Annotated in this window: 8 protein-coding genes; 3 read left to right on the forward strand and 5 right to left on the reverse strand. The window is 69.2% G+C overall.

The window, feature by feature from the left end:
* Positions 1-26 precede the first annotated feature (26 nt).
* The 3 genes from ACFCV3_RS40735 to ACFCV3_RS40745 are packed head-to-tail and all read left to right on the forward strand — an operon-like array spanning position 27 to position 3493.
* Complete coding sequence (locus tag ACFCV3_RS40735; RefSeq protein ID WP_376040351.1) at positions 27-1571, forward strand: glycoside hydrolase family 3 N-terminal domain-containing protein; 1545 nt, start codon at positions 27-29, stop codon at positions 1569-1571.
* A 27-nt stretch (positions 1572-1598) separates the two neighbouring features.
* Positions 1599-2348, forward strand: coding sequence for a 6-phosphogluconolactonase (locus ACFCV3_RS40740; protein WP_376040353.1), 750 nt, complete (start codon positions 1599-1601; stop codon positions 2346-2348).
* Positions 2345-3493, forward strand: coding sequence for an N-acetylglucosamine-6-phosphate deacetylase (locus tag ACFCV3_RS40745; protein WP_376040356.1), 1149 nt, complete (start codon positions 2345-2347; stop codon positions 3491-3493). The genes ACFCV3_RS40740 and ACFCV3_RS40745 overlap by 4 nt, the downstream gene beginning before the upstream one ends.
* Here the strand turns inward: ACFCV3_RS40745 and ACFCV3_RS40750 are convergent.
* Genes ACFCV3_RS40750 through ACFCV3_RS40770 form a run of 5 tightly spaced genes read right to left on the reverse strand, consistent with a single transcriptional unit; the run spans position 3490 to position 19415 of the window.
* On the reverse strand, positions 3490-5337 hold the full coding sequence (locus ACFCV3_RS40750; RefSeq protein ID WP_376040359.1) for a hypothetical protein: 1848 nt from the start codon (positions 5335-5337) through the stop codon (positions 3490-3492). The two genes, ACFCV3_RS40745 and ACFCV3_RS40750, sit on opposite strands and share 4 nt — an antisense overlap.
* Positions 5330-10477, reverse strand: a complete 5148-nt coding sequence (locus ACFCV3_RS40755; protein WP_376040362.1) for a hypothetical protein — start codon at positions 10475-10477, stop codon at positions 5330-5332. The genes ACFCV3_RS40750 and ACFCV3_RS40755 overlap by 8 nt, the downstream gene beginning before the upstream one ends.
* A complete protein-coding gene (locus tag ACFCV3_RS40760) occupies positions 10470-13703 on the reverse strand; it encodes a hypothetical protein (RefSeq protein WP_376040363.1) in 3234 nt (1077 codons plus the stop codon). Before ACFCV3_RS40760 ends, ACFCV3_RS40755 begins: the two co-directional genes overlap by 8 nt.
* Positions 13700-14863, reverse strand: coding sequence for a Kelch repeat-containing protein (locus tag ACFCV3_RS40765; protein WP_376040366.1), 1164 nt, complete (start codon positions 14861-14863; stop codon positions 13700-13702). The genes ACFCV3_RS40760 and ACFCV3_RS40765 overlap by 4 nt, the downstream gene beginning before the upstream one ends.
* A gap of 34 nt (positions 14864-14897) precedes the next feature.
* Positions 14898-19415, reverse strand: coding sequence for a DUF6603 domain-containing protein (locus ACFCV3_RS40770; RefSeq protein WP_376040369.1), 4518 nt, complete (start codon positions 19413-19415; stop codon positions 14898-14900).
* Positions 19416-19479: the final 64 nt, after the last annotated feature.

A 19479-nucleotide genomic window follows, 5' to 3' on the forward strand; every position in this document is an offset into this window, starting at 1 on the left:
CAAACCTTTGACACGAGGTGACCTGAATGCCCGCACCGCTGAGTCCCGCTGCCGAGCGCTGGGTCGACGACTGGCTGGGCCGGCTGACCCCCGCCCAGAAGATCGCGCACTGCCTGCTCGTGCTGCCCACTGTCGGCCCCGACGGCCTCCCGGATGCCGCGACCCGGCACGCACTCGAGCTCGGTGTCGGCACCCTGCACAGCGTCCGCGACCTCCCGGCATCCACGGCGACCGCCTATCACGGGCGAGTCGCTGAGATCTGCGCCGAGGCCGGGCTACCGCCGGCGCTGATCAGCGGCAACCTCGAAGCCGGAATCATGTACTCGCTGCGCCACAGCGGCACCCATTTCCCCTACCCCCGCGGCCTCGGCAACGCCGGCGACCCCGACCTCGCCTACCGCGTCGCCGCCGCCACCGCAGCCGAAGCCCGCGCCGTCGGCTACCACTGGACCTTCAGCCCCTGCATCGACGTCGTCAGCGTCCCCGACGATCCGATCCTCGGTGTCCGCGCGTACGGCGTCCCGGCGCCGCTGACCGGCTCATTGGGTGCCGCTCAGATCCGCGGCTACCAGGACAACGGCGTACTGGCCACCGCCAAACACTTCCCCGGTCACGGCGACAGCAGCATCGACAGCCACCTCGCCCAACCCGTCGTCCACCGCACCCCGGCCGACCACGAGTCCATCCACCGCCCACCCTTCGCCGACGCCGTCGCCGCCGGCGTAGCCACCATCATGGTCGCCCACATCGCCTACCCCATCCTGGGCATCGACGTCCCCGCCAGCCTCTCCCCCACCGTCAACCGAACCTGGCTCCGCCACGACCTCGGCTTCAACGGCCTCATCATCACCGACGCCCTCCACATGGACGCCATCGCCCGCCACCACACCCCCACCACCGCAGCCCTCCTGGCCCTCCAAGCCGGCGCCGACGTAGCCAACGTCAAATGCACCCCAGAAGAAATCGCGCCAATCATCAAGTATCTGCTGGCCGCACTCGACAACGGCACCCTGTCCGAGGCCGACCTCGACAACAACGTCCGCCGCCTCCTCGGCGCCCGCACTTTGGTCGGCCTCCACGCTCCGGCCGAGCCACGCACGCCGCTCGCCGACACCCCGGCCACCTGGACCGACCCCCAACGCCCGGCCACCGTCGACCTGCATGCGGGTGACGGTACGGCGTTGTCTCCCGTGGATGGGTTTGTAGTGGTTGGTGATTCGGAGCTGGCGCGCAGGGTCGTGGAGCTCGGCGTACGCCGAGGGCTTTCCCTCCTGCTGGAACCCGAGCCGCTCACCCCCGGCGTACTGAACCGAGTCGCACCCCGTCACCCCGGCGCACACCTGATCCCGGTCTTCGGTCCCGGCCCGATCCCCGCAGCCCAGCAGTGGAAGGACGTCGCGGCCGTAACAGCAGACGCCCCCCACCCCTGCCCAGCCGTGATCGTGAACTCCACTCTCCCCGCCCACACCTTCGGCGACGTCGCCGACCGCGTGATCAGCGTCCCGGCGATGGACGCGTTCGACATCGTCACGGACGCCGCCGTACACGCCACCCTCGACGTACTGTTCTAACCCCGCGAGCCCAAAGGAGACCCCTGCATGACCGTCCGCATCGACCATGCCCCGCAGATCAGCACGCACCCGACCCGGTCGGCCCTCGGGCGGGCGGCGGCGGCCTGGGCGGCTGAGCGGATCCGGCAGGCGATCGAGTGGACCTCCGGCGCACGCGTCATGCTGGCCGCCGCCCCGAGCCAGGCCGAGACCCTGATCGCCCTCGCCGCGGAGCCCGACCTCGACTGGAGCCGCGTCGAGTTCTTCCACATGGACGAGTACATCGGCCTCGCGCCCGAAGCACCCCAAGCGTTCGGCACCTGGCTGCACCACACCTTCCTCAACAAGGTGCCCCAGGCAACCTTCCATCCCGTCGCGCCGGGCACCGACCCCGAATCCGCCGCCCGGCGCTACGAGCAGCTGATGGGCGACGCCCCGTTCGACGTCGTACTGCTCGGTCTCGGTGTCAACGGCCACCTCGCATTCAACGACCCACCCGCCGACCTCCACGACCCGCGAGCAGCCAAGGTCGTCGCCCTCGACGAGATCAGCCGCCTCCAGCAGGTCGACGAGGGCAACTTCCCCCGGCTGTCCGACGTACCGACGCACGCCGTCACCGTCACCATCCCCCGCCTGCTGAACACCCGCGACGTGATCGCCTCCGTCCCCGGCGCCCCCAAACGCCAAGCCGTCCAGGACACCCTCACCCGCCCGATCGGCCCCGACCACCCCGGTACGGCGCTCCGCACCCACCCCCGAGTCCGCCTCTTCCTCGACGTGGAGTCGGACCCCCGTTGATCGCGTTATCCGGAGCAACCCTCCTCCTCGACGACACCCTCGCCGAGGACAAAGCGCTGGTCATCCGCGAGGGCCGGATCGAAGCGGTCGTCGCGGCGATCGACGTACCGGCGACTGCCGACGTACACGACCTGACCGGGTACACGATCGTGCCCGGTCTGATCGACCTGCACGTCCACGGCGGCGGCGGACATTCCTTCGACGCCCCCGACCCAGCCGCTCACCAGCAGGTGCTCGACTTCCACGCCCGGCACGGCGTCACCACCCTGCAGGCCTCCCTCGTCTCCGCCCACCCAGCCGACCTCGAGCGCCAACTCGACGCACTCGCACTCTGCACCGACGAGGCCCTGTACGGCGTACATCTCGAGGGACCGTACTTGGCCGTCTCCCAGTGCGGGGCCCACGACCCAGCTGCCCTCCGCCCACCCACCGCGGACGAAGCCGACCGCCTGCTAGCGCGCAACGGCCTCATCACGATGGTCACCGTCGCTCCCGAGCTCCGCGGCGTCCCCGAGTTCACCCGCCGTCTCACCTCCGCCGGCGTGATAGTTGCCGCCGGCCACAGCGAAGCCCGCGCCCCCGAACTCACAGCAGCAGTCGACAGCGGCCTCACCCACCTGACCCACCTGTGGAGCTGCCAATCCACCCTCATCCGGCAGGGCCCGTGGCGGCTCCCCGGCCTGCTCGAGGAGTCCCTCGCCTCGACCCACCTGATCGGCGAAATCATTGCCGACGGCCACCATCTCCCGCCCACCCTGATCGAGATCGCCCGCCGCTGCCTGGGCGACCGCCTGGTCGCCGTCTCCGACGCCACCGCCGGCGCCGGTATGCCCGAGGGCTACCGCTACCGCCTCGGCATCATCGACTGCGAGGTCGCCTCCGGTGTCGGCATGGTCGTCGGCGCGGACGCGTTCGGCGGCAGCACCACCCCCCTCGACGGCATGCTCGCGCACCTCCACCGAGACCTCAACTGGCCCCTCCCCGAAGCCGTAGCCGCCACCAGCACCCGCCCCGCCCGAGTCCTCAACCTCGCCCACCGCAAAGGCCGCCTAGCGCCCACTTACGACGCCGACCTGGCCGTCCTGGCACCCGATCTGACGGTCCGCGCCACGATGCGAGCCGGCCTCTGGACTCACCGCGTCTAGGGTGCGGGTGGTGTGTCGACCAGGTGGTCGAAGGCCAAGCCGCTGGAGCCCTCGCCGCGGCCGCTGGTGCGTTTCGCGCTGAGCCACGTCACGGCTCGGCCGTTACGCCAGCGGGTGCGGTTGTAGGCGACGGTGAGTCTGGTGCCGGACGCCGGGACCTCCTCCTCGGCGATGAAGTAGGTCTTCGGACCGGCACTGTCCAGGTTCTCCCGCAGCAAGTCGGTGCGGGGCCTGACCGCTGTCCCGTCGACGACGCTCGGCATGCTCGCGCGTTGCAGGCGGATCCTCCGTTCGGACCCCGGCTCCCGGACGGCGATGAACGGGATCCAGTTCTCCGGGACGCTGGACATCACCTCGTAGTACTCCGCGGCCTTCCGGACCACGCCGGGCGGAGTGGTCGAAGGCAGGCTCTGGCGGAAGGCGACCTCTTCGGCCACCACCTCGGATCCCCGGCGGCTCTGACCGGTGGCGAGCGGAATCGTCTGCTCGATTCCCCAGACCAGGTTGGCCATTTCGTCGCGGATCAGCAGGACGTCTTCGAGCGGCGGGCCTTCGGCGATCTTCGGAACGCTCGCCGGCAGGAACAGACTCGTGTCGGCGGCAACGTCTGCCGTGCCGATCGTGTCCATGCCGTACATCGACCAGCGCTGCCAGTTCTCCTCGCGTCCGGTGCCGGCGGCACTGATCCACTGGCGGGTGCCGAAGACATCGGTCACCACCAGCCCTTCGACCTCGGCAATGGTCCCGACCGGTAACTCGCACGGCACCTGGAACCAGTCGTTGCTGTAGACCAGCGCGTACTCCAGGAAGATCAGCCGGGCCAGATCGGTGCTGTCCGGCTTGACGGCGGCGAAGTTCGTCCTCCCGTCCTCGACCGCCCACCAGCGCGGCAGCGGCATACCGGAGAACCGCACCGGCGCCGGGAACGTGGTCCGGATCCGGCGACCGGCCTGCTCGACCGTCCCGCCCAGTGGCGCGCGGGTGTCGACCGAGAAGGCGTGCCAATCCAGGGTCCCGCCCGGATACTCCTGTGCCGTCAGCACCTTCTCGCCGGTCCCACCGACCCGGGCCGCGATCGAGAAGTTGTGCTCCAGCCGCCCCGCATCCCAAGCGCTATTACCGTTCGGATGAGCTGCATCGACGCCGACCGGCTGCTCGAAGATCTCGTCGAACCACGCCATCAGGGCGTTCCCGAGTGTCTCCAGCGCCGGTCTGGTCAAGAAGGTGACGCCGTCGATGTTCTGCCACGCCTTACCGCCGCCCTTGAGGAAGCGGTACAGCTTGTAACCGTCAACAGCGCGTCCGGCGACCGCCTGCATCTGGGCCCACACCTCGGGATGGGCCACCCGCGCCGCCTCCGCGGCCTTGCCGGGATCCGGCAGCGCGATCGGGTACTTCTTGATGTACTCGTTCCGGAATCCACGCACCAGCAGGTTCTGGTGGTTGCGCAGGTACTTGAGCCACCGCCGCCCCATCGCCAGCCGCAGATCGAAGGACACCGGATCACTGCCGAAGTCGAACGGCAGCACCCGCCGCTCCGCCACAGCTTCCAACGGCGCGGTTCCCGAGATCGGTTCCACCCCACCACCGCCGGGCCGGTACCGGGTCGGTGTCGTCGTCGCGACACTGAACTGCGCCGTCACCGGCGTCCCCGCGTCACTTCCGAGGAACTCTCCCAGCTGCCATTGGCGGGTCAGCATCCACAACGGATCCCGGACTTCGGCGCGCAACGCGGCCCCGAACTCGGTCGTCCGCGGCCGGCCCTCCACCCGGTTCCAGACCCCGATCGCAGGGACGGTGCGCGCATCCAGGCTCGCCGCGAACTCCTCGACTGGCTCAACCATCGGTCCTCCACCGCACGTTGTTCGTCCCCAGGTCGGTACCGATCGTCGCCGCCGGATCGGCCGCGGACACGACGGTTGCCGGCAGCAGATGCGCGTACGCCGTACCGTCCAGATGGACCGGCTCGACCGCCCGGGACTTCGCGAGATCGTAGGTGTCGTTGATCGCGGCCACCAGATCCGCGACGCTCAGAGCTTCCTGAGCAGGTGGTACGACGAGCAGCATCGCCTGTGGTGGTTCGGAATCCGGCCGGTCGTAGTGGAACGCCAGCCCGGTCGTCTCCTCGGTGGCCGGCAGGACCTCGGTCCACTCGTCCAGCAACAGCCCGCACTGCGAGGCCCGTCCGAGCAGCGGATCGTCGTCGTAGTGCGCGGTGAACAGCAGCCGGTCCTCGTCGATCTCGAAGTCCGGCGGGAACTCCAGTGCCAGCCACGGATCGTCTCGCCGGTAAGGGAACTGCACCGGGATCAGTGGCCGTTCCTCCGGGAGGATCAGATCGGTCAGCTTCGGCTTGCGCAGTACGTCGCTCAACGTGATGACCTGCTCCCACAGGCGCGGCTTCTCCCGCACCCGGGCCATCCCGTGCAGCCAGTCCTCGACCGGGTAGTCCCGGGCCAGATGCGACACCAGCCGGTTGCTGTCGTTGCGTGCCCGGCGCCATTCGTCGGCGAGCGCCGGCGGCGGCGTGAATTCCGGCACCACGAGCACGTCCTCGCCGAGCAACGCCTTCAGCGCGTCGATCCCGGCCTCCACGCGATCCGGCGCGAGCACAGCGGCGTCGTACGCCGTCAGCGCCAGGCCGGCGTTCTTGAGCCGAAGCTCGAGGTCGTCCCGCAGCTTCCGCGTCCGCTCAGCCAGATCCGCGACGAAGGCGACCACCCGATCGCCGTACGGCGTCAGATCCAGCCCCACCGGATCGATGTCGGTCAGGTCGATCGCCGCGATCTCGGCGTACAGGCCGCTGACCGTCGTCTCGCGGCTGTCGGCGATCCCCTCCAGCTCCTCGACCTTGTCGTTGAACTCGTCGCGCTTGATGGTGAGCTGGAGCCGGTAGAGCTGCGGCGTCCGGGGTCGTTCCGTCGTCGGCTCGGTGACCAGCAGGTTCTCGATCTGCTGCAGCAGCCGGAACCGGTCCTCGGCCGGCGTACCGCTCGGCAGTTGGTCGTAGTCGTGCAACAACTGGTCTGCGACGCCGAGGGTTGCACCCAGCCGATCCGCGGCGACGTCGGTCGCCGCGAGCAGATCGGCGAAGATCCCCCGCCGCCAAGCCGTCAGCTCACCCCAGCCGCTGCGCACCATGCCGAAGCCGCCCGCCGTGACGATCAGATCCGCATGCTTGGCAAGTAACGCGTCGGCTTCCGCCAGGATCTCGGCCCACAGCGGTTCGGCCGGTTCCGCGGGGAACAGCGAGCCGAGATCGCCGAGCAGGTCCTTCACCTCGTCCAGGAACTCCGCCATCGCGTCCTGTACGGCGAGCGGCCGGTCCTTGTCCAAGGAGACGACCAGGTCCGCCGTACGGTCGATCGCCGACGATCCCGCGCCTGGCACCAGGTCGGTGGTGCGCAACGGGCGGGCCGTGGTCAGGAGCGTCCGCAACGCGTCGACGAGTGGCGAGAGCTCGAAGAACGTCACCTTGTCCGCGACCCGGGTGGTGTACTCGATCTTCAGCTCGGAGTCGGGTCGCGGCCGGTACAGCTTGGCCACCACACCGGCGATCCGGTCGTCGAGATCGGTCATCGCTGCCTCGTCCTCGGGACGCAGTGCCCAGAACAGGTCGATCGGTTGCAGTTCCAGGTCGTACTGCGTGATGGTGCGCTTGACCGGTTCGGGGCGACCGTGTTCCTGCCAACTCACCACGACCACTACGTCGTGCTGGCCCGGCAGCATCTTCGCCACCCACGCGTTCACCGCCGGCTCGGCCTTGGCCCGCGGACCGTTGCCGCGGAACAGCGTCGAACCGTGATTCGGGCTCAGCCCCGACGTCAGCCGGACCCCCAGCCGATGCGTGAGCGACACCCCACTGCGCGGCGACCGGACAACGGCCGGCTCTGGCGGGAACCCCTCCTTCGAGACGGCATCGAGCGTCGCGGCAGCACGTTCGGGGTTCCCCAGCAGCGTCTGATGCGTGCCCTCGGCAACGATCAGGTCCCCGATCGCGTCGTGGACGTCGAACAGGTCGTCGATCGCCTCGGCGATCGCCTGCGTCTCGTCCGGACCTGCGGGCGGCAGGCCGGGCAGATCGAACGGATACCGCAGCGGATCCGCCCCGGGCCGGGCCACGTGCTGGATCAGCTTGAGCCCGTCGATGACATTGCGGGCCTCGACCACCTCGACCGCGGTGCCGGGCACCGGACTGGTCTCGTCGATCTTGCCGGACCGCAGCGGGAACCAGCTGCGCAACGGGTCGATGTACTTGTCCAGCTCCACCCGGGGTTCCCCGTCGTACCGGTCGTGCAAGGCGCGCTCGAACCGATACCCCAGCAACGCCCCTGGCGACTGTCCTTGCCGCAGTCCGTCGAGCACACTCAGCGCAACCCGGACGCGTTCGGAGCTCAGGTTCACCGCGAAAACCGTTGGTGACTCCTCCGCAGCGTTGGCCAGGTAGCCCGCGCGCAACACGGCGGCCGTGGTGGCGTGGCTCGGCGACGGCGCATGGATGTAGCCGCCGTTGCCGTTCTCCAGCAGCAACGGCGTCGAACCCGGCGGCTGGAAGATCTCCTTCAGCTTGCCGGTCAGGTCGGTCTTCTCCGCCGGCGCCTCCTTGCGCGGCCGGACCTCGTCCAGCCACCCATAGGCACCAAGATGTACGCCGCGTGCGTCGGTGGCCCGCAACTCCTCCAGCCGCTCGTTCACCAGCCCGAGCCGCCACGCGTCCAGCCGGTACGTCGCCGTGTCCAGGTGCTCTGCCAGCAGTCGCTCGAGTCTCGCGGTCGGCAGGCCGGCCAGTACGTCGAGCGCGGCCGCCTGCTCGGCCAGCCGGGCCGTCGCCGGATTGCCTTCCGTCAGCGCAGTCGGGATGTAGTCGACCACGAACCGGTTCGGGTCCGACGTGATCGCGGCATCCTTCGAGTAGAGCAGCCGGAAGCGGCTGGCACTGGCCAGGCTCTGATCGACGTGGACGAACGCCGGGTCGGCGGTCGGCAACGCCTCGCGCCCGGTGGCGGCATACAGGAGTCGAGCGGCCTCTTCCCAGCCGAGCAGCACCGCGTGGCGGAGCAGCAGGTAGAGCAAGGCGGCCGGCTTCTTGACCAGTCCGTCCTCACGGCGGATGCGATCCAGATCGCTTCGTCCGTTGGCCGCGAGCCAGGCCAGGTAGTTCTCCGGTCCGATCGGGTCCTTCTCCGACAGCGGTCCCTCGGTCACGAGCGGGCCGAGCAACGGGAACTGCTCGCCGACGAACAGGCGCCGCAGAATGTCCGGGTTCAGCCCGGCGTGGCCGAGCCGTTCGAACAACGCCCGGATCGGCGGCTCGAGCAGGACGGTGTCCCGCAGCCTGTCGACCACGAGCTGACCTTGGTTGCCGAGGTTCCGCCGGTTGAACAGGTCGTCAACACTGTTGGCGTAACGCTGGTGGAACTCGGCAGAGGCCGGATGCAAAGCCAGGATGTCCAGCAGCACCTGGTGACGGTCACCTGGCGAGTTGACCGTCTTCACGTTGGCCGTGGCGGCGTCTCTCCAGTCGCCGGCCATCGTCTGCAGCATGGCGTGCAGACCGCTGCGGTGCGGGTTCGCCTGCCAGGCCAGCTTGCTGAACACAGTCGTCGGCAGGACGCCGTACGGCTGTCTCCCGACCTTGAAGGCCGGGATCGTGCCGCGCCCGCTGACGTAGCGGGTGAAGAAGGTCCGGGTGTCCTCGACAACAGTCGCCGGTACGGCGTCGGCCAGCGTCGTCTGCAGGTAGGAACCCCAGGTGGCCGGCCAGAGGGCGAGATTCGCGGCCCGCGCCTCGGCCTGGTCCTTGCCGTCGAAGTTGGGTACGCCGGTGAGCCCGGCCGGATCGATCCCGAGCAGCTCGGTGAACCACTCGCCGTCGGTCTTCGTCCTCCAGTCGCCCACCGCCTCCGGCAGCCCGAACGCCGTCCGGAGACTCGTCTCCGCAGCCTCGCGCTTGGCCTGGCCGGCCGGTGCCTGCTCGGTGTTGTTGGTCGGCGTACCTTGCGGAAGGAGCGCGAAGCCGTCCGTACTGCGGTGTTGCCGGCTGATCAGATCTGCCAGCTCCTGCGCGGATCCCTCCGGCCCGTTCTTCGTCCGCAGCCCGATCACGATCAGGCGGCTGACACCCTTGGTCACCTTCGGCGTCCGGTCGATCCGGACGCCCATGCCCTTGCGGACCGCAACCTCGAAATCGGTCAGCCACTGCAGGTCCGCCGGCACTCGCAGCGCGCCGGACGTCTTGTCGATCTCGAGCTGCTCGTCCCTCGGCAGCTCCGGGTCCGGGCTCACCGCGAGGTCGCCGGTGATCGGCTCACCGGCCTTGTTGATGACCTCCTCGCCGTTCTCCCAGCCGAGCACCAGGAACTTGTCCGGGAGCAGCCGGGCCTGAGCCTTCTTCGTCCACGACGCCTTCGCCAGGACGGCGGGCCGCACCGGGAACACCAGGAACGCGACCAGTACGGCGGTGTCGTCGGTGATGCTGTCGAGGCCGAGTGGCCGGCGTTCGCGGATCGCGTCCGCGCGGGCCCCGACGGCCGTGAACAGCGCAAGGTCGGCCGCGAGGATCTTCTGCTGGTCGCCCTTGGCCTGCCAGATCGCAGTCCAGTAGTTGACGGTCGGCTGCCGGTCGGCGGCCGGGAGCGCGGTCGCACTCGTCACCACCAGCACCGCGGTACCGGCCGGCGCGGTCGGCCGATCGCCCGGGTTGGCCGGTGGGTAGTCCGAGACCAGCCAGCCGGCCCGGCCGATCGCGATCCGGCTGGTCAGCTCGTGCCACGCCGCCTGCTCGGCGGCCGCGTTGCCGGCGGCCCGCCAGATCGCGGTCCAGTAGGCGTCGACCGCGGACAGCTCCGCCGCGGCCGGCTTGTCCTCGAACTTGTCGATCGACCACTCGTCCGGGAAGAACCGGACCAGCAGGTGGTCCTTGGTCCACCTGGTCTCGATCCGGATCGGTCCGAGCAGCACGGGATAGATCGGCGCGTCAGTCATCTTTCGGCAACATCTCCTGTGCGTGCACGGCCATCAGGACCGGCGCCTGGAACAACATGTACGCGATCTCGGCCGAACTCAGCTTCGGTCCCCAGCTGCCCAGCTGCTGGTCCTCGGCCCGTTGGTCCAGCTTCTCCTGGTCCGGGCCGACGCCGGTCGGGTCGACCTCCAGCGGGTCGAGCGGGATCGTCGGCGTCTGCTCACCGGCCGGGACGAAGCCCGTGCGGCCGGGGTCGACGGAGTTCCAGGTCAGGTCGTTCCACACCTCGACCTCGACCGGCCCGTCCACCGGGTCGTCGTCGATCCCGAAGCGCGGATCACCCGGACGCTCCTTGATCACGAAGAACCAGCCGGCATCGCCGAGATACTTCGCGCCCTTCACGTCCTCCTCGGTCAGGTCGAACCCGAGCAGGTAGACGTCTGGTGCCACCAGCGCCTCGTAGATCGGCATCTGGACCTCCTGAGGCCCAGGCCGCGCCGGGTCCACGAAGTCGACCAGGTCCCGTTCCTGCTGCGGCATCTCCTGGTTCGTCTTCGGATCGCGGTACCACGCGGCTTTGTGGGCGTAGACGACCGCGTTCGGGTACTTCCGGAGCAGTTCGCCCCGGATCACCAGGACGACCTCGTCCTCCTGCTTGGTGTTGCGATCGCGGTTGTCGTGCATGCCGAGTTCACTGTCCGGCGTCCAGTGGTGCAGCGGTTCGATGTCGTAGAGCCGCTCCCGCCGCTGGGCCGCGGTCTCACCTGGCAGCGGTAGCTGCGACTTCACGTCCCAGAACTGACGGAACGGCGTACCGCGCTGGTCGGTCGGGAACTCCCGCCAGAGCAACTCGCGGGCCAGTTCGTGATTCAGACCGACCAGGTAGGACTCGATGAAAGGCTGGTTGACTTTGAGCAGGGTCACGCTGTTCGGCGGCACCTTGTTGATCCCCGGGACGAAGTGTTCGTCGCCCTGCTGGAGCAGCGCTTCGTACATCGGGGTGTCGAAGGTCGGATAGGCCATCGCCTCCACCAGCTCACCGGCCTCGGTGCGGAACCGGTCCGGCCGGTCGACCACCTTGCCGAGGGCCTTCGGGATCGTCCTTTCGGGGCTCAGTTCCGCGAGCAGCGCCGTACCGGTCGCGTCGGCGCCGAGCGGCTCGCGGGCCTTTACTTCACCCGCCACCCGAGCGACGTCCCGGTTCGCCTTGAACTGGCCGATTGCGAGCTTGAACCGTTCGGCCTGAGTGCTGTCGGTCAGCTCGTCGCCGCGGTCGAAGACCTTGCCCGCACCGGGTTCGGAGATCTCGAAGAACTGGCTGAACGGCAGCTCGCCGTCGAATCCACCGCCGGCGAGGCTCGGCCAGGCCGGCAGGGCGTCCTCGAGCTTCTTCGGGGTGACGACCGCGGCCGGTGTCGCCTTCGGCTCGGCCGCCACCGGGCTGTCCGGCTCGGCCTTGTCCATCAACGGCACCAACGCCGTCGGCGGTGCCTCGTCGGAGAACTTCAGACTCCGGACCAGCCGTGCACCCGGCCGCATGATCCGGCGCATCTCGGCCGACAGCGGCGCGGTCGCGACCACGCTCTCGGCCACCCGGAAACCGACCGCGAGCCGCTCACCCGATGCATCGAGAGCAGGCGACCCGGTCGTCACGCGAGAGTTGGCAGGCGCCGTCAGCGCCAGCGTCCGCCCGGTCCGCAGCGGCGCCGCCCGCAGCCCAGGCGTGACCGGCTTGGGCTCGAGATGCTTCTCCTGCAAGGCGAGCCCGACCCGTACGGCGAGTTGGGCGGCCCGGATCCGCTCGTTCGCGGCGACGACGTCGCCGACCTGTTCCCAGGCCTTCGCCATCAGTTCTTCCTGCTGCTCCTGGATCACCTGGGTGCCGAAGTTCGCCGCCACCCGGTAGCGCGGATCGAGGTTCAGCTTGTGGATCCAGTTCCACGGCCGGTCTGCCGGTCGCTCGGTGCTGAGCCGGCTGGTCAACGCCGGCCAGCGCCCGTACAGCGGCGGGGTGATGACCGGGTCCTCGCCGGCGGCCAGGCCGGTCGGCGTACCGGGTGGCGGCACGTAGTCGTCGGCCAGGTTGACGAACTTCGCGAGCGCCACCTGAAACGGATGCGGCACCGGCTCGCCGGGCCACTCGTCCCACCTCTCGTAGACATCGTCGTCGGGCTGCGCCGGCGACTTGAGCGCCCCGCCCAGCTTCAGTACGCCGTTCAGCCCGGTCGGCGTGGTGATCCCAGGAACCAGCGGGTGCTTCGGATCCTGTACGTCCAGGTCGCGCCGGCCGACGTCGGGACCGAGCCGAACCGGCTTGAGCAGCCGCACCAGTGCCTCGAAGTCGCCGGTGTTGCCGGTGCTGAAGTACCAGCGGTGGTAGTACGGCAGCCGAGTGCCCTCGGGATAGACGATGTCGGCACCCCAGGCGTACGTCGTGCGCGCCTCCGCCGGGTTGCCCCCGAGCCCGGCCAACCGGCCCGCCTCGAAGGCCGGCACCAGGAACGCGTGGTACGACGTGTTCGGCTGCAGGTGCCGTGGGCAGATCAGCCGAGAGCTGGCATTGTCCGCATTCGCCGCGAGCACCCGCTGCAGGGCGGCCAGCCCGTTCCCAGGGTCGTCGGCCCGGACCGCGGTGTCGAGCGCGCCGTTGACATGGACGTGCGCCCACGCGCCGAGCTCCGCCGGGTTCGGCAACAGCTTGGGGTCGACCACGTCGATGAACGGCAGCGGGCGATCCGGCCGGACGCCTTCCTTGAACTCACCGGTCGCCGGGCCGTGGTCGTCGACCGACTGCGGATCCTTGCCTCCGGCAAGCACCACCAGGGCCAGCCAGGGTGCCAGCCGACCGGACTCGGCGTCGGACGACGCCGGGCTGTACCGCCAGCAGAAGTCCTCGTCGTAGAACTCGATGTGGGCCAGGTAGTTCGGCTCGACGTTGGTGATCCACGGCCGCGGTTCGGTCCGGACGATCGCGCGCGGGTCCACCCCCACCACGTCGCCGGGTCCGTAGATCTCGACGTTCTCGGTGACCGGCTTGGTGATCCGTTCGCCGTTCAGGCCCTCGCCGACGATCTCGAGCTCGATCGGGATCTTGGCCCGCGGCTGGATCGGTACGCCGGGGCCGGGCGGCGGGTCCGCCTTGATCTTGGTCGCGATCCCCGTCCGCAGCCAGGGCAGGAACGTGTAGACCGAGTCCTTGACCGCGTCGTAGGTGGCGTCGGGGTCGGTGATGATCTCGTTCGTCACGGCGCCACCGCGGCGTTCAGGCTGTAGATCTCGGCGTTCTTGGTGAGCACGTTGACTCCTGGCTGCGCGGTGGCCGCACCGGACTTCACCACGCCGCCCACGACCAGTACGCGATCGTTCGGCAACGCGACAGCACCGAATCCCCAGCGGCCCTCGAGTGGCGCGGGTGTGGCGGCCCAGTCGCTGGTCAGCAGGAACGAGTTCTGATAGCCGGCGTCACCACCCGTGCCGCCGATCGTCAGGACCTGATTGGCCTTGACCTCGATGGCGCGATGCGCGGCCCGCCCGTACGGGAGAGACTTGGCCGCTGACCAGCTGCCACCGGAGTATCGCTCGACCGTGGCCTGGCTGAACGGATCGAAGGTCGCACCGGTCGGACTCCCCGGTGCGGCGCCGCCGATCGCGAGGACGCCGCCATCGGCAAGCTTGACGACCGAGTGCAGGCGACGGCCCGCCGCGAGGCTCCCGGTCGGCTCCCACGTGGTGCCGTTGTACAACTCGCAGTACGCCAGACCGGCTTCGCGATCCGGGCCGACCGAGGTGGCGCCACCGACGACCAGGACCTTGCCGCCGACCTCGACCGCGCCGTGCCCGGTTCGCGCGGACAACATCGGCGGTGCGTCGGTCCACTTGCCGGTGGCCACGTCGAGGATCTCGGCAGTGGCCAACGTTCGCACGCCCTGGCCGGAACGTCCGGTGCTGCCGCCGGTAACCAGCACCTTGTCACCGGTCAGCAGAGTTGCGGCATGCCCCCAACGGCCGTCCTTCATGTTGCTGGCGACCGGCGTCCACTTGCCAGTGGCTACCTCGTACAGCTCGGCGGTCGCCAGGCCGGGTGCATCCGGGCTGAACGCACCGGTCGCGCCGCCGATCACGAGCACCTTCTTGCCTCCGTCGACGACCGTCACGGTGTGCAGCCGCCTGGCGGTCGCCAGCTTCTCGGTAGCCGGCGTCCACGTCGTTGCTGCCGGATCGACCAGAAGCACCTCGTCCACGGCGGCCCCGTTCGCATCCGAGCCGCCGACGATCAGGACCAGTTCCTTGCCGTCCTTGGTGACCTTGACCGGACCGTCGTACTGGCCGAGCCAAGCGCGCGGGGCGGGCAAGGTCGCGGCGGTTGCAGTCCACTTGCCAGTGGCCGCCAGAGTCGAGCTCGTCATGCGTCCGGACCTCCGTCGTTCGTTACTCGTCTGGTCATGGCAGGTACGTCTCCGCCGTCGTGCTCTGTACGTCGGTGCCCGGCTCGGGTGTCGCCGTACCGGCCAGGGCTGTGCCGCCGGCAACGAGGACACGACCGTCGGCCAGCGTGATCGCCGTATGTCCCCAGCGACCGGTGACCAGGGCACCTGTTGTGGTCCAGGTGTCCGCAGCCGGGTCGTAGCGCAGCGCCCCGTCGAAGCCGGTGTCGAAGCTCGGACCGGAGGCTCCGCCGACGACCAGCACGCCGCCTGTCCGGAGCGCGACCGCTTGGTGGCGGCTGCGGCCGACCGGAAGGTCTGCAGCCGTCTCCCATGACTTGTCGCCGAGCTGGAAGACCTCCGCGCTGGTCCGGCTCCGCGGATCGAACTCGCCGTTGATGAGGAATGCCGGAGCGTCGCCACCGGTCACCAGGACTGCGGTGCCGTCCTTGATGGCTGTTGCCTGGTGGCCGACCCTTGGCACGTTCATTCCGGCAACCGGCGTCCACTTCTTCTGGGCGACGTCGTACAGCTCGCAGTAGCTGATCGCCGCCCGAGCGCCGGGGCCGGTCGCGGTCGCGCCGCCGGTGACAAGGACCAGGTCACCCGCCAGTGCAACTGCCTGGTGGTCCTCCCGAGCCTCGTTCATCGAGGCGATCGCCACCCACTCGTTGCTCGCGACGTCGAAGATCGCGGCGGTCGCCGTGGTCCTGCCGTCGTTGCCGCCGGCCACGAGGACATTGCCTCCGGCAAGCACTGTCGCGGAGTGACCGAACCGCGCGGCGGTGGGGATCTCGGTCCACTTGCCGCTCACCGGATCGAACAGTTCGCTGGTCCCGACGAGTTCGCCGGTGTCCGACAGACCGCCGACGACGAGGACCTTGCCGCCGGTCAGTCCGGTGACCGTGTGCCGGCAGCGCGCCTTCGCCAACGCCGGGCCCGGCAGCCAGTTGTTGGCGACCGGGTCGTAGATCGCGGTGTCCTTGACAGCCTTGCCCTCGGCATCGGTGCCGCCGGCAATCATCACGCGGCCACCGGTCAGCCGCACCGCCGTCGTACCGGACACCGCGGGCGTCGTACCGGCCTGAGCCCAGCTTTGCGGTACGGCGAGCGGTCCCGCAGCCTCGTCCTCGCCGATGACGTGCAGGGTGCCGGCGAGGCTCGGCTCGACCTCGATCCAGCGGTCGAGGGCCTCGGTCGCGGCCGACTGGCTGCGGAACGTTCCGTCGGCGTCCGGGTCGATCGGTGGGAAGGCCTGCAGATTGTTCCGGACGTAGGCGACCACGAATCGCTTGCCGGTCACCTGCACGGTCTCGGCGGCGGCGAACGGCTGCTGGTTCCGCGCGGTCTGCTGCGACAAGGGCGACCGGGCGGCACTACTGCCGTTGGTGAACTGGCCGAACAGCACCGGGTTCACGGTGTGGAACCGCTTCCGCGTCCCGGGCCGCGAGGTCACGGTCGCGGCCCGCATCGCCGTCGTACCACCCTCCAGCGGAGTGTTGTCGGTGATGATCAGCTCGTACCGGGCGCTTCGCCGGACGACGTGAGTCGTGGCCAGCGCGCCCGTCGAGGCCGCGAGCTCGATTCCGGCGTTCTGCTGCTCGTACGCCGGACGCGAGAGCTTGGCCGCATCATCCATGGTCTGGAACTGGGCCATCGCGAACTTCTCGCCGGTCGACGTCACGCGCTGCAGGCCGCTGCCTCGGGCCGGCTCGATGCTGAACCGGCGGCCGTCGCTGGGCTCCTGCGCCCCCAGCCGGTCCATCCGGATGTCCAGCGGAATCGCCCGCTGCCGGACGAACAACGTGCCGAGCGGATGCAGGACCAGCTCATCGCTGTCCGGCAGGTTCCGCAACGTCACCAGCGGGACGACACCGCCGGTCGGCAGCCGGGTCTCCCAGCCTTCGAGCTTGGCGAACTCGGCCGCCAGGATCGGCAGCACCGCGACCGGCGGCAACGTGGTGTCGTTGCTCTCGCCCCAGCTGATGTCGAAATCCGCGGAGATCTCGAAGAAGAGCAGCGAGATCGAGCCCCGCCCGTGTGCCCGCCACGGCGACGGGCCGGACAGCTCGAAGTACAGGTCGATCCCGAACAGCCCGACCCCGAACGCCTTCAGCGACACCGAGGCCGAGATGGCGATCACGAACGAGAACGGCGAGAACCGGAACAGCGCGTCGAAGGCCAGGTGCCCGTGGATGCCGAAGTCGTCGAAGCCCAGCACCAGCTCGGCCCTGGCGCCGAACTGCACGGTGTTGCTGGTGAGCGCGAAGTAGCCCTCGACCCGGATCCGCCGGCCGGGCTGGTTCAGGATGTCGACGGCCAGCCGCGGCGGTACCTCGAACGGCAGGTTCGGCGGCTTGTACGACGGATGGAAACCACCGACCGAGACGACCAGGTCCGCGTCGTCACCCCAGCCGACCAGCAGCCCCATGCCGCCTTCGATGGTCATCATCAGGATCCGCGACTCGAACAGCACCGCGTTGAACCAGAGCCGCTGTTTGTCGAACTCGATCGCACCGATGAAGTTGACCTGGATCACCAGCAGCGGCAGTTCCTTGGCCGGCAGGATGCAGCGCAGCACACCGACGATCGCGATGTTGCCGGGGATCTCGATGATCACGCCGATCGAGATGCTGAGCAGGGTCGGCGTCCCCCAGCCGATCTTCGCCATCGGGCCGATCAGGAACTTGCCCTTCTCGGCGGGGAAGAAGCTGCGCAGGTCGCTGATGATCCGGGGCGCGTTGGCGACCACGTCCTTGGGGAACATCACCGACTCGATCGCGTTCGAGCGCACGCCCTTGGCCAGCGCGTCGAGGTTCATCCGGCGGTTGATGCCGACCAGACCGCCGACGGCGAGCAGGGTGAACCCGAAGCCGAGCTGCAGCCCGCCGGGGAACTCGGCGGTGATGATGATCAGCAGCGAGAAGCCGTCGGTGCCGTCGGGCATCCGGGTGCTGATCAGGCCGATCGCCTTGAGCTCCAGGAAGCCGGCGAACTTCAGTTCCAGGGCACCGGCGTACTCGCCCTTGTCCGGATCGGCGGACAGGTAGCCGCCGCCGGTGATCACGCCGATGTCGACCTTGAGCCCGACCCCCGTCGGTGGCTTGAAGCCGAAGGTCAGCTCGGCCGGGCCGAGGTTGCCGCCGCCGGCCGGGAAGGAGAGCTCGGCGGTCAGGCCCATCCGGTCGACGCTCGCCTGGATGGGGCCGAGGGCGGCCTTGAAACCGGCGGACAGCTCCAGCGGGATCGAGCCGCCCTGGACGCCGACGCCGACGTACAGGGTGGTGAGCTCGACCGGGCCGGCCTTGAGGTGCAGCGGGATCTGGATCTCCAGGCCGCCGTTGCCCCGGAAGCTCAGGCCGTTGCTGTCGATGGTGATGCCGAGGTCGAAATCGGCTTCGAGTTTCGCGCCGGCGCCTTTGAGGACGGTAGAGAGAAAGCCGTCGGCCTTCGAGAGGTCGACGAGCAGTTTGCCGCCGACGAGATCCGCCTCGGCGACGACACCCGCCGCCTCGCCGCCGAACGCCGTACCGAGGGAGAACTTGATCTCCTGGACGCTCAGGCCGGAGCCTTCCGGCGTACCGAGCAGCTGGATCGGCCCTTTGCCCAGCTCCAGCGCGAGCTTGCCGTTCAGACCGGCACCGGGAGCCTCCGGCACCAGCTCGGCGGGTGGCTCGAGGCGGAGGGTCGGGCCGACGTTGAGGGAGCCGGTGCCCTTGAGCTTCGTGTTCCAGCCAGGGAACAGATCCAGAGCGAGGTCGAACCCACTGAAGTCGAAGACGTCGAGCAGGATCCGCAACGCGTCAGGTGCCGAATCGGGGACCGGGCGGACCCGGAAGAGGAAGGACGCGAGTTCGGCACCGTCGTCGTCCTTGATGAACACGGCCGGAAGGTCCCAGCCCAGCAGGGCTTCGGTGATCGCCTCGAGGAACTTCTCGGTGTCGAGATCGTCGCGTCCCCAGCCGTACTGCTCCTTGAGCGCGTCGGCCGGGCTGCGCAGGAAGGTGCCGAGCCGGTCGAACCGCAGTCGCCGGCGCAGGAACGGCGGCCGGTCGCCATCGCGGGCGATGTCGTCGTTGTCGATCAACCCGAACAGCACCGCGGTGTTCGCGAACCCGGGATGCTCGGACAGCAGATAGGTGGTCGCGGTGTAGTTGATCAGCGCATCGGGCAGATCGACCAGCACAGCCTTGACCGGGTCGCTCAACGGCCCGGACGCGTTCACCGTGAACTTCACCGTCTCGGACATCACCTTGCAGGCCCAGAAGGCCGGCGGGATCACCCTGAGCAGATCAGCCAGCGCCTCGGCACTACCGGTCTTCTGCAGAGCCTCGACCTTCGGTGGTACGGCGGTCAGCGCGCTCAGCGCCGCCTTCGCCGACGCGACGACCCCGGGGTCGTTCGCGACAGCGGGCGTTACCGGCAGTCCCAGTTCGCCGTACAGGGCAGCGATCTGGTTGTCCTTGAGATAGCCGGTGATCGGTTCCAGGAACCGCCCGACCTCGATCGCCAGCTTCTCCACCGACCCGGCCATCAGGACATCACCACCGCAAACGCCGGGCGGCCGGGTTTCCGAACCTCAGTACTTGCCACCACGC

Origin of the sequence: Kribbella sp. NPDC056345 (assembly GCF_042262745.1) — a bacterium.
Classification (GTDB): domain Bacteria; phylum Actinomycetota; class Actinomycetes; order Propionibacteriales; family Kribbellaceae; genus Kribbella.

Bases quoted from the DNA above. Each gene is read 5' to 3' on its own strand.
- ACFCV3_RS40735 (WP_376040351.1), top strand. From the start codon at position 27: ATGCCCGCACCGCTGAGTCCCGCTGCCGAGCGCTGGGTCGACGACTGG.
- ACFCV3_RS40740 (WP_376040353.1), top strand. From the start codon at position 1,599: ATGACCGTCCGCATCGACCATGCCCCGCAGATCAGCACGCACCCGACC.
- ACFCV3_RS40750 (WP_376040359.1), bottom strand. From the start codon at position 5,337: ATGGTTGAGCCAGTCGAGGAGTTCGCGGCGAGCCTGGATGCGCGCACC.
- ACFCV3_RS40755 (WP_376040362.1), bottom strand. From the start codon at position 10,477: ATGACTGACGCGCCGATCTATCCCGTGCTGCTCGGACCGATCCGGATC.
- ACFCV3_RS40765 (WP_376040366.1), bottom strand. From the start codon at position 14,863: ATGACGAGCTCGACTCTGGCGGCCACTGGCAAGTGGACTGCAACCGCC.
- ACFCV3_RS40770 (WP_376040369.1), bottom strand. From the start codon at position 19,415: ATGGCCGGGTCGGTGGAGAAGCTGGCGATCGAGGTCGGGCGGTTCCTG.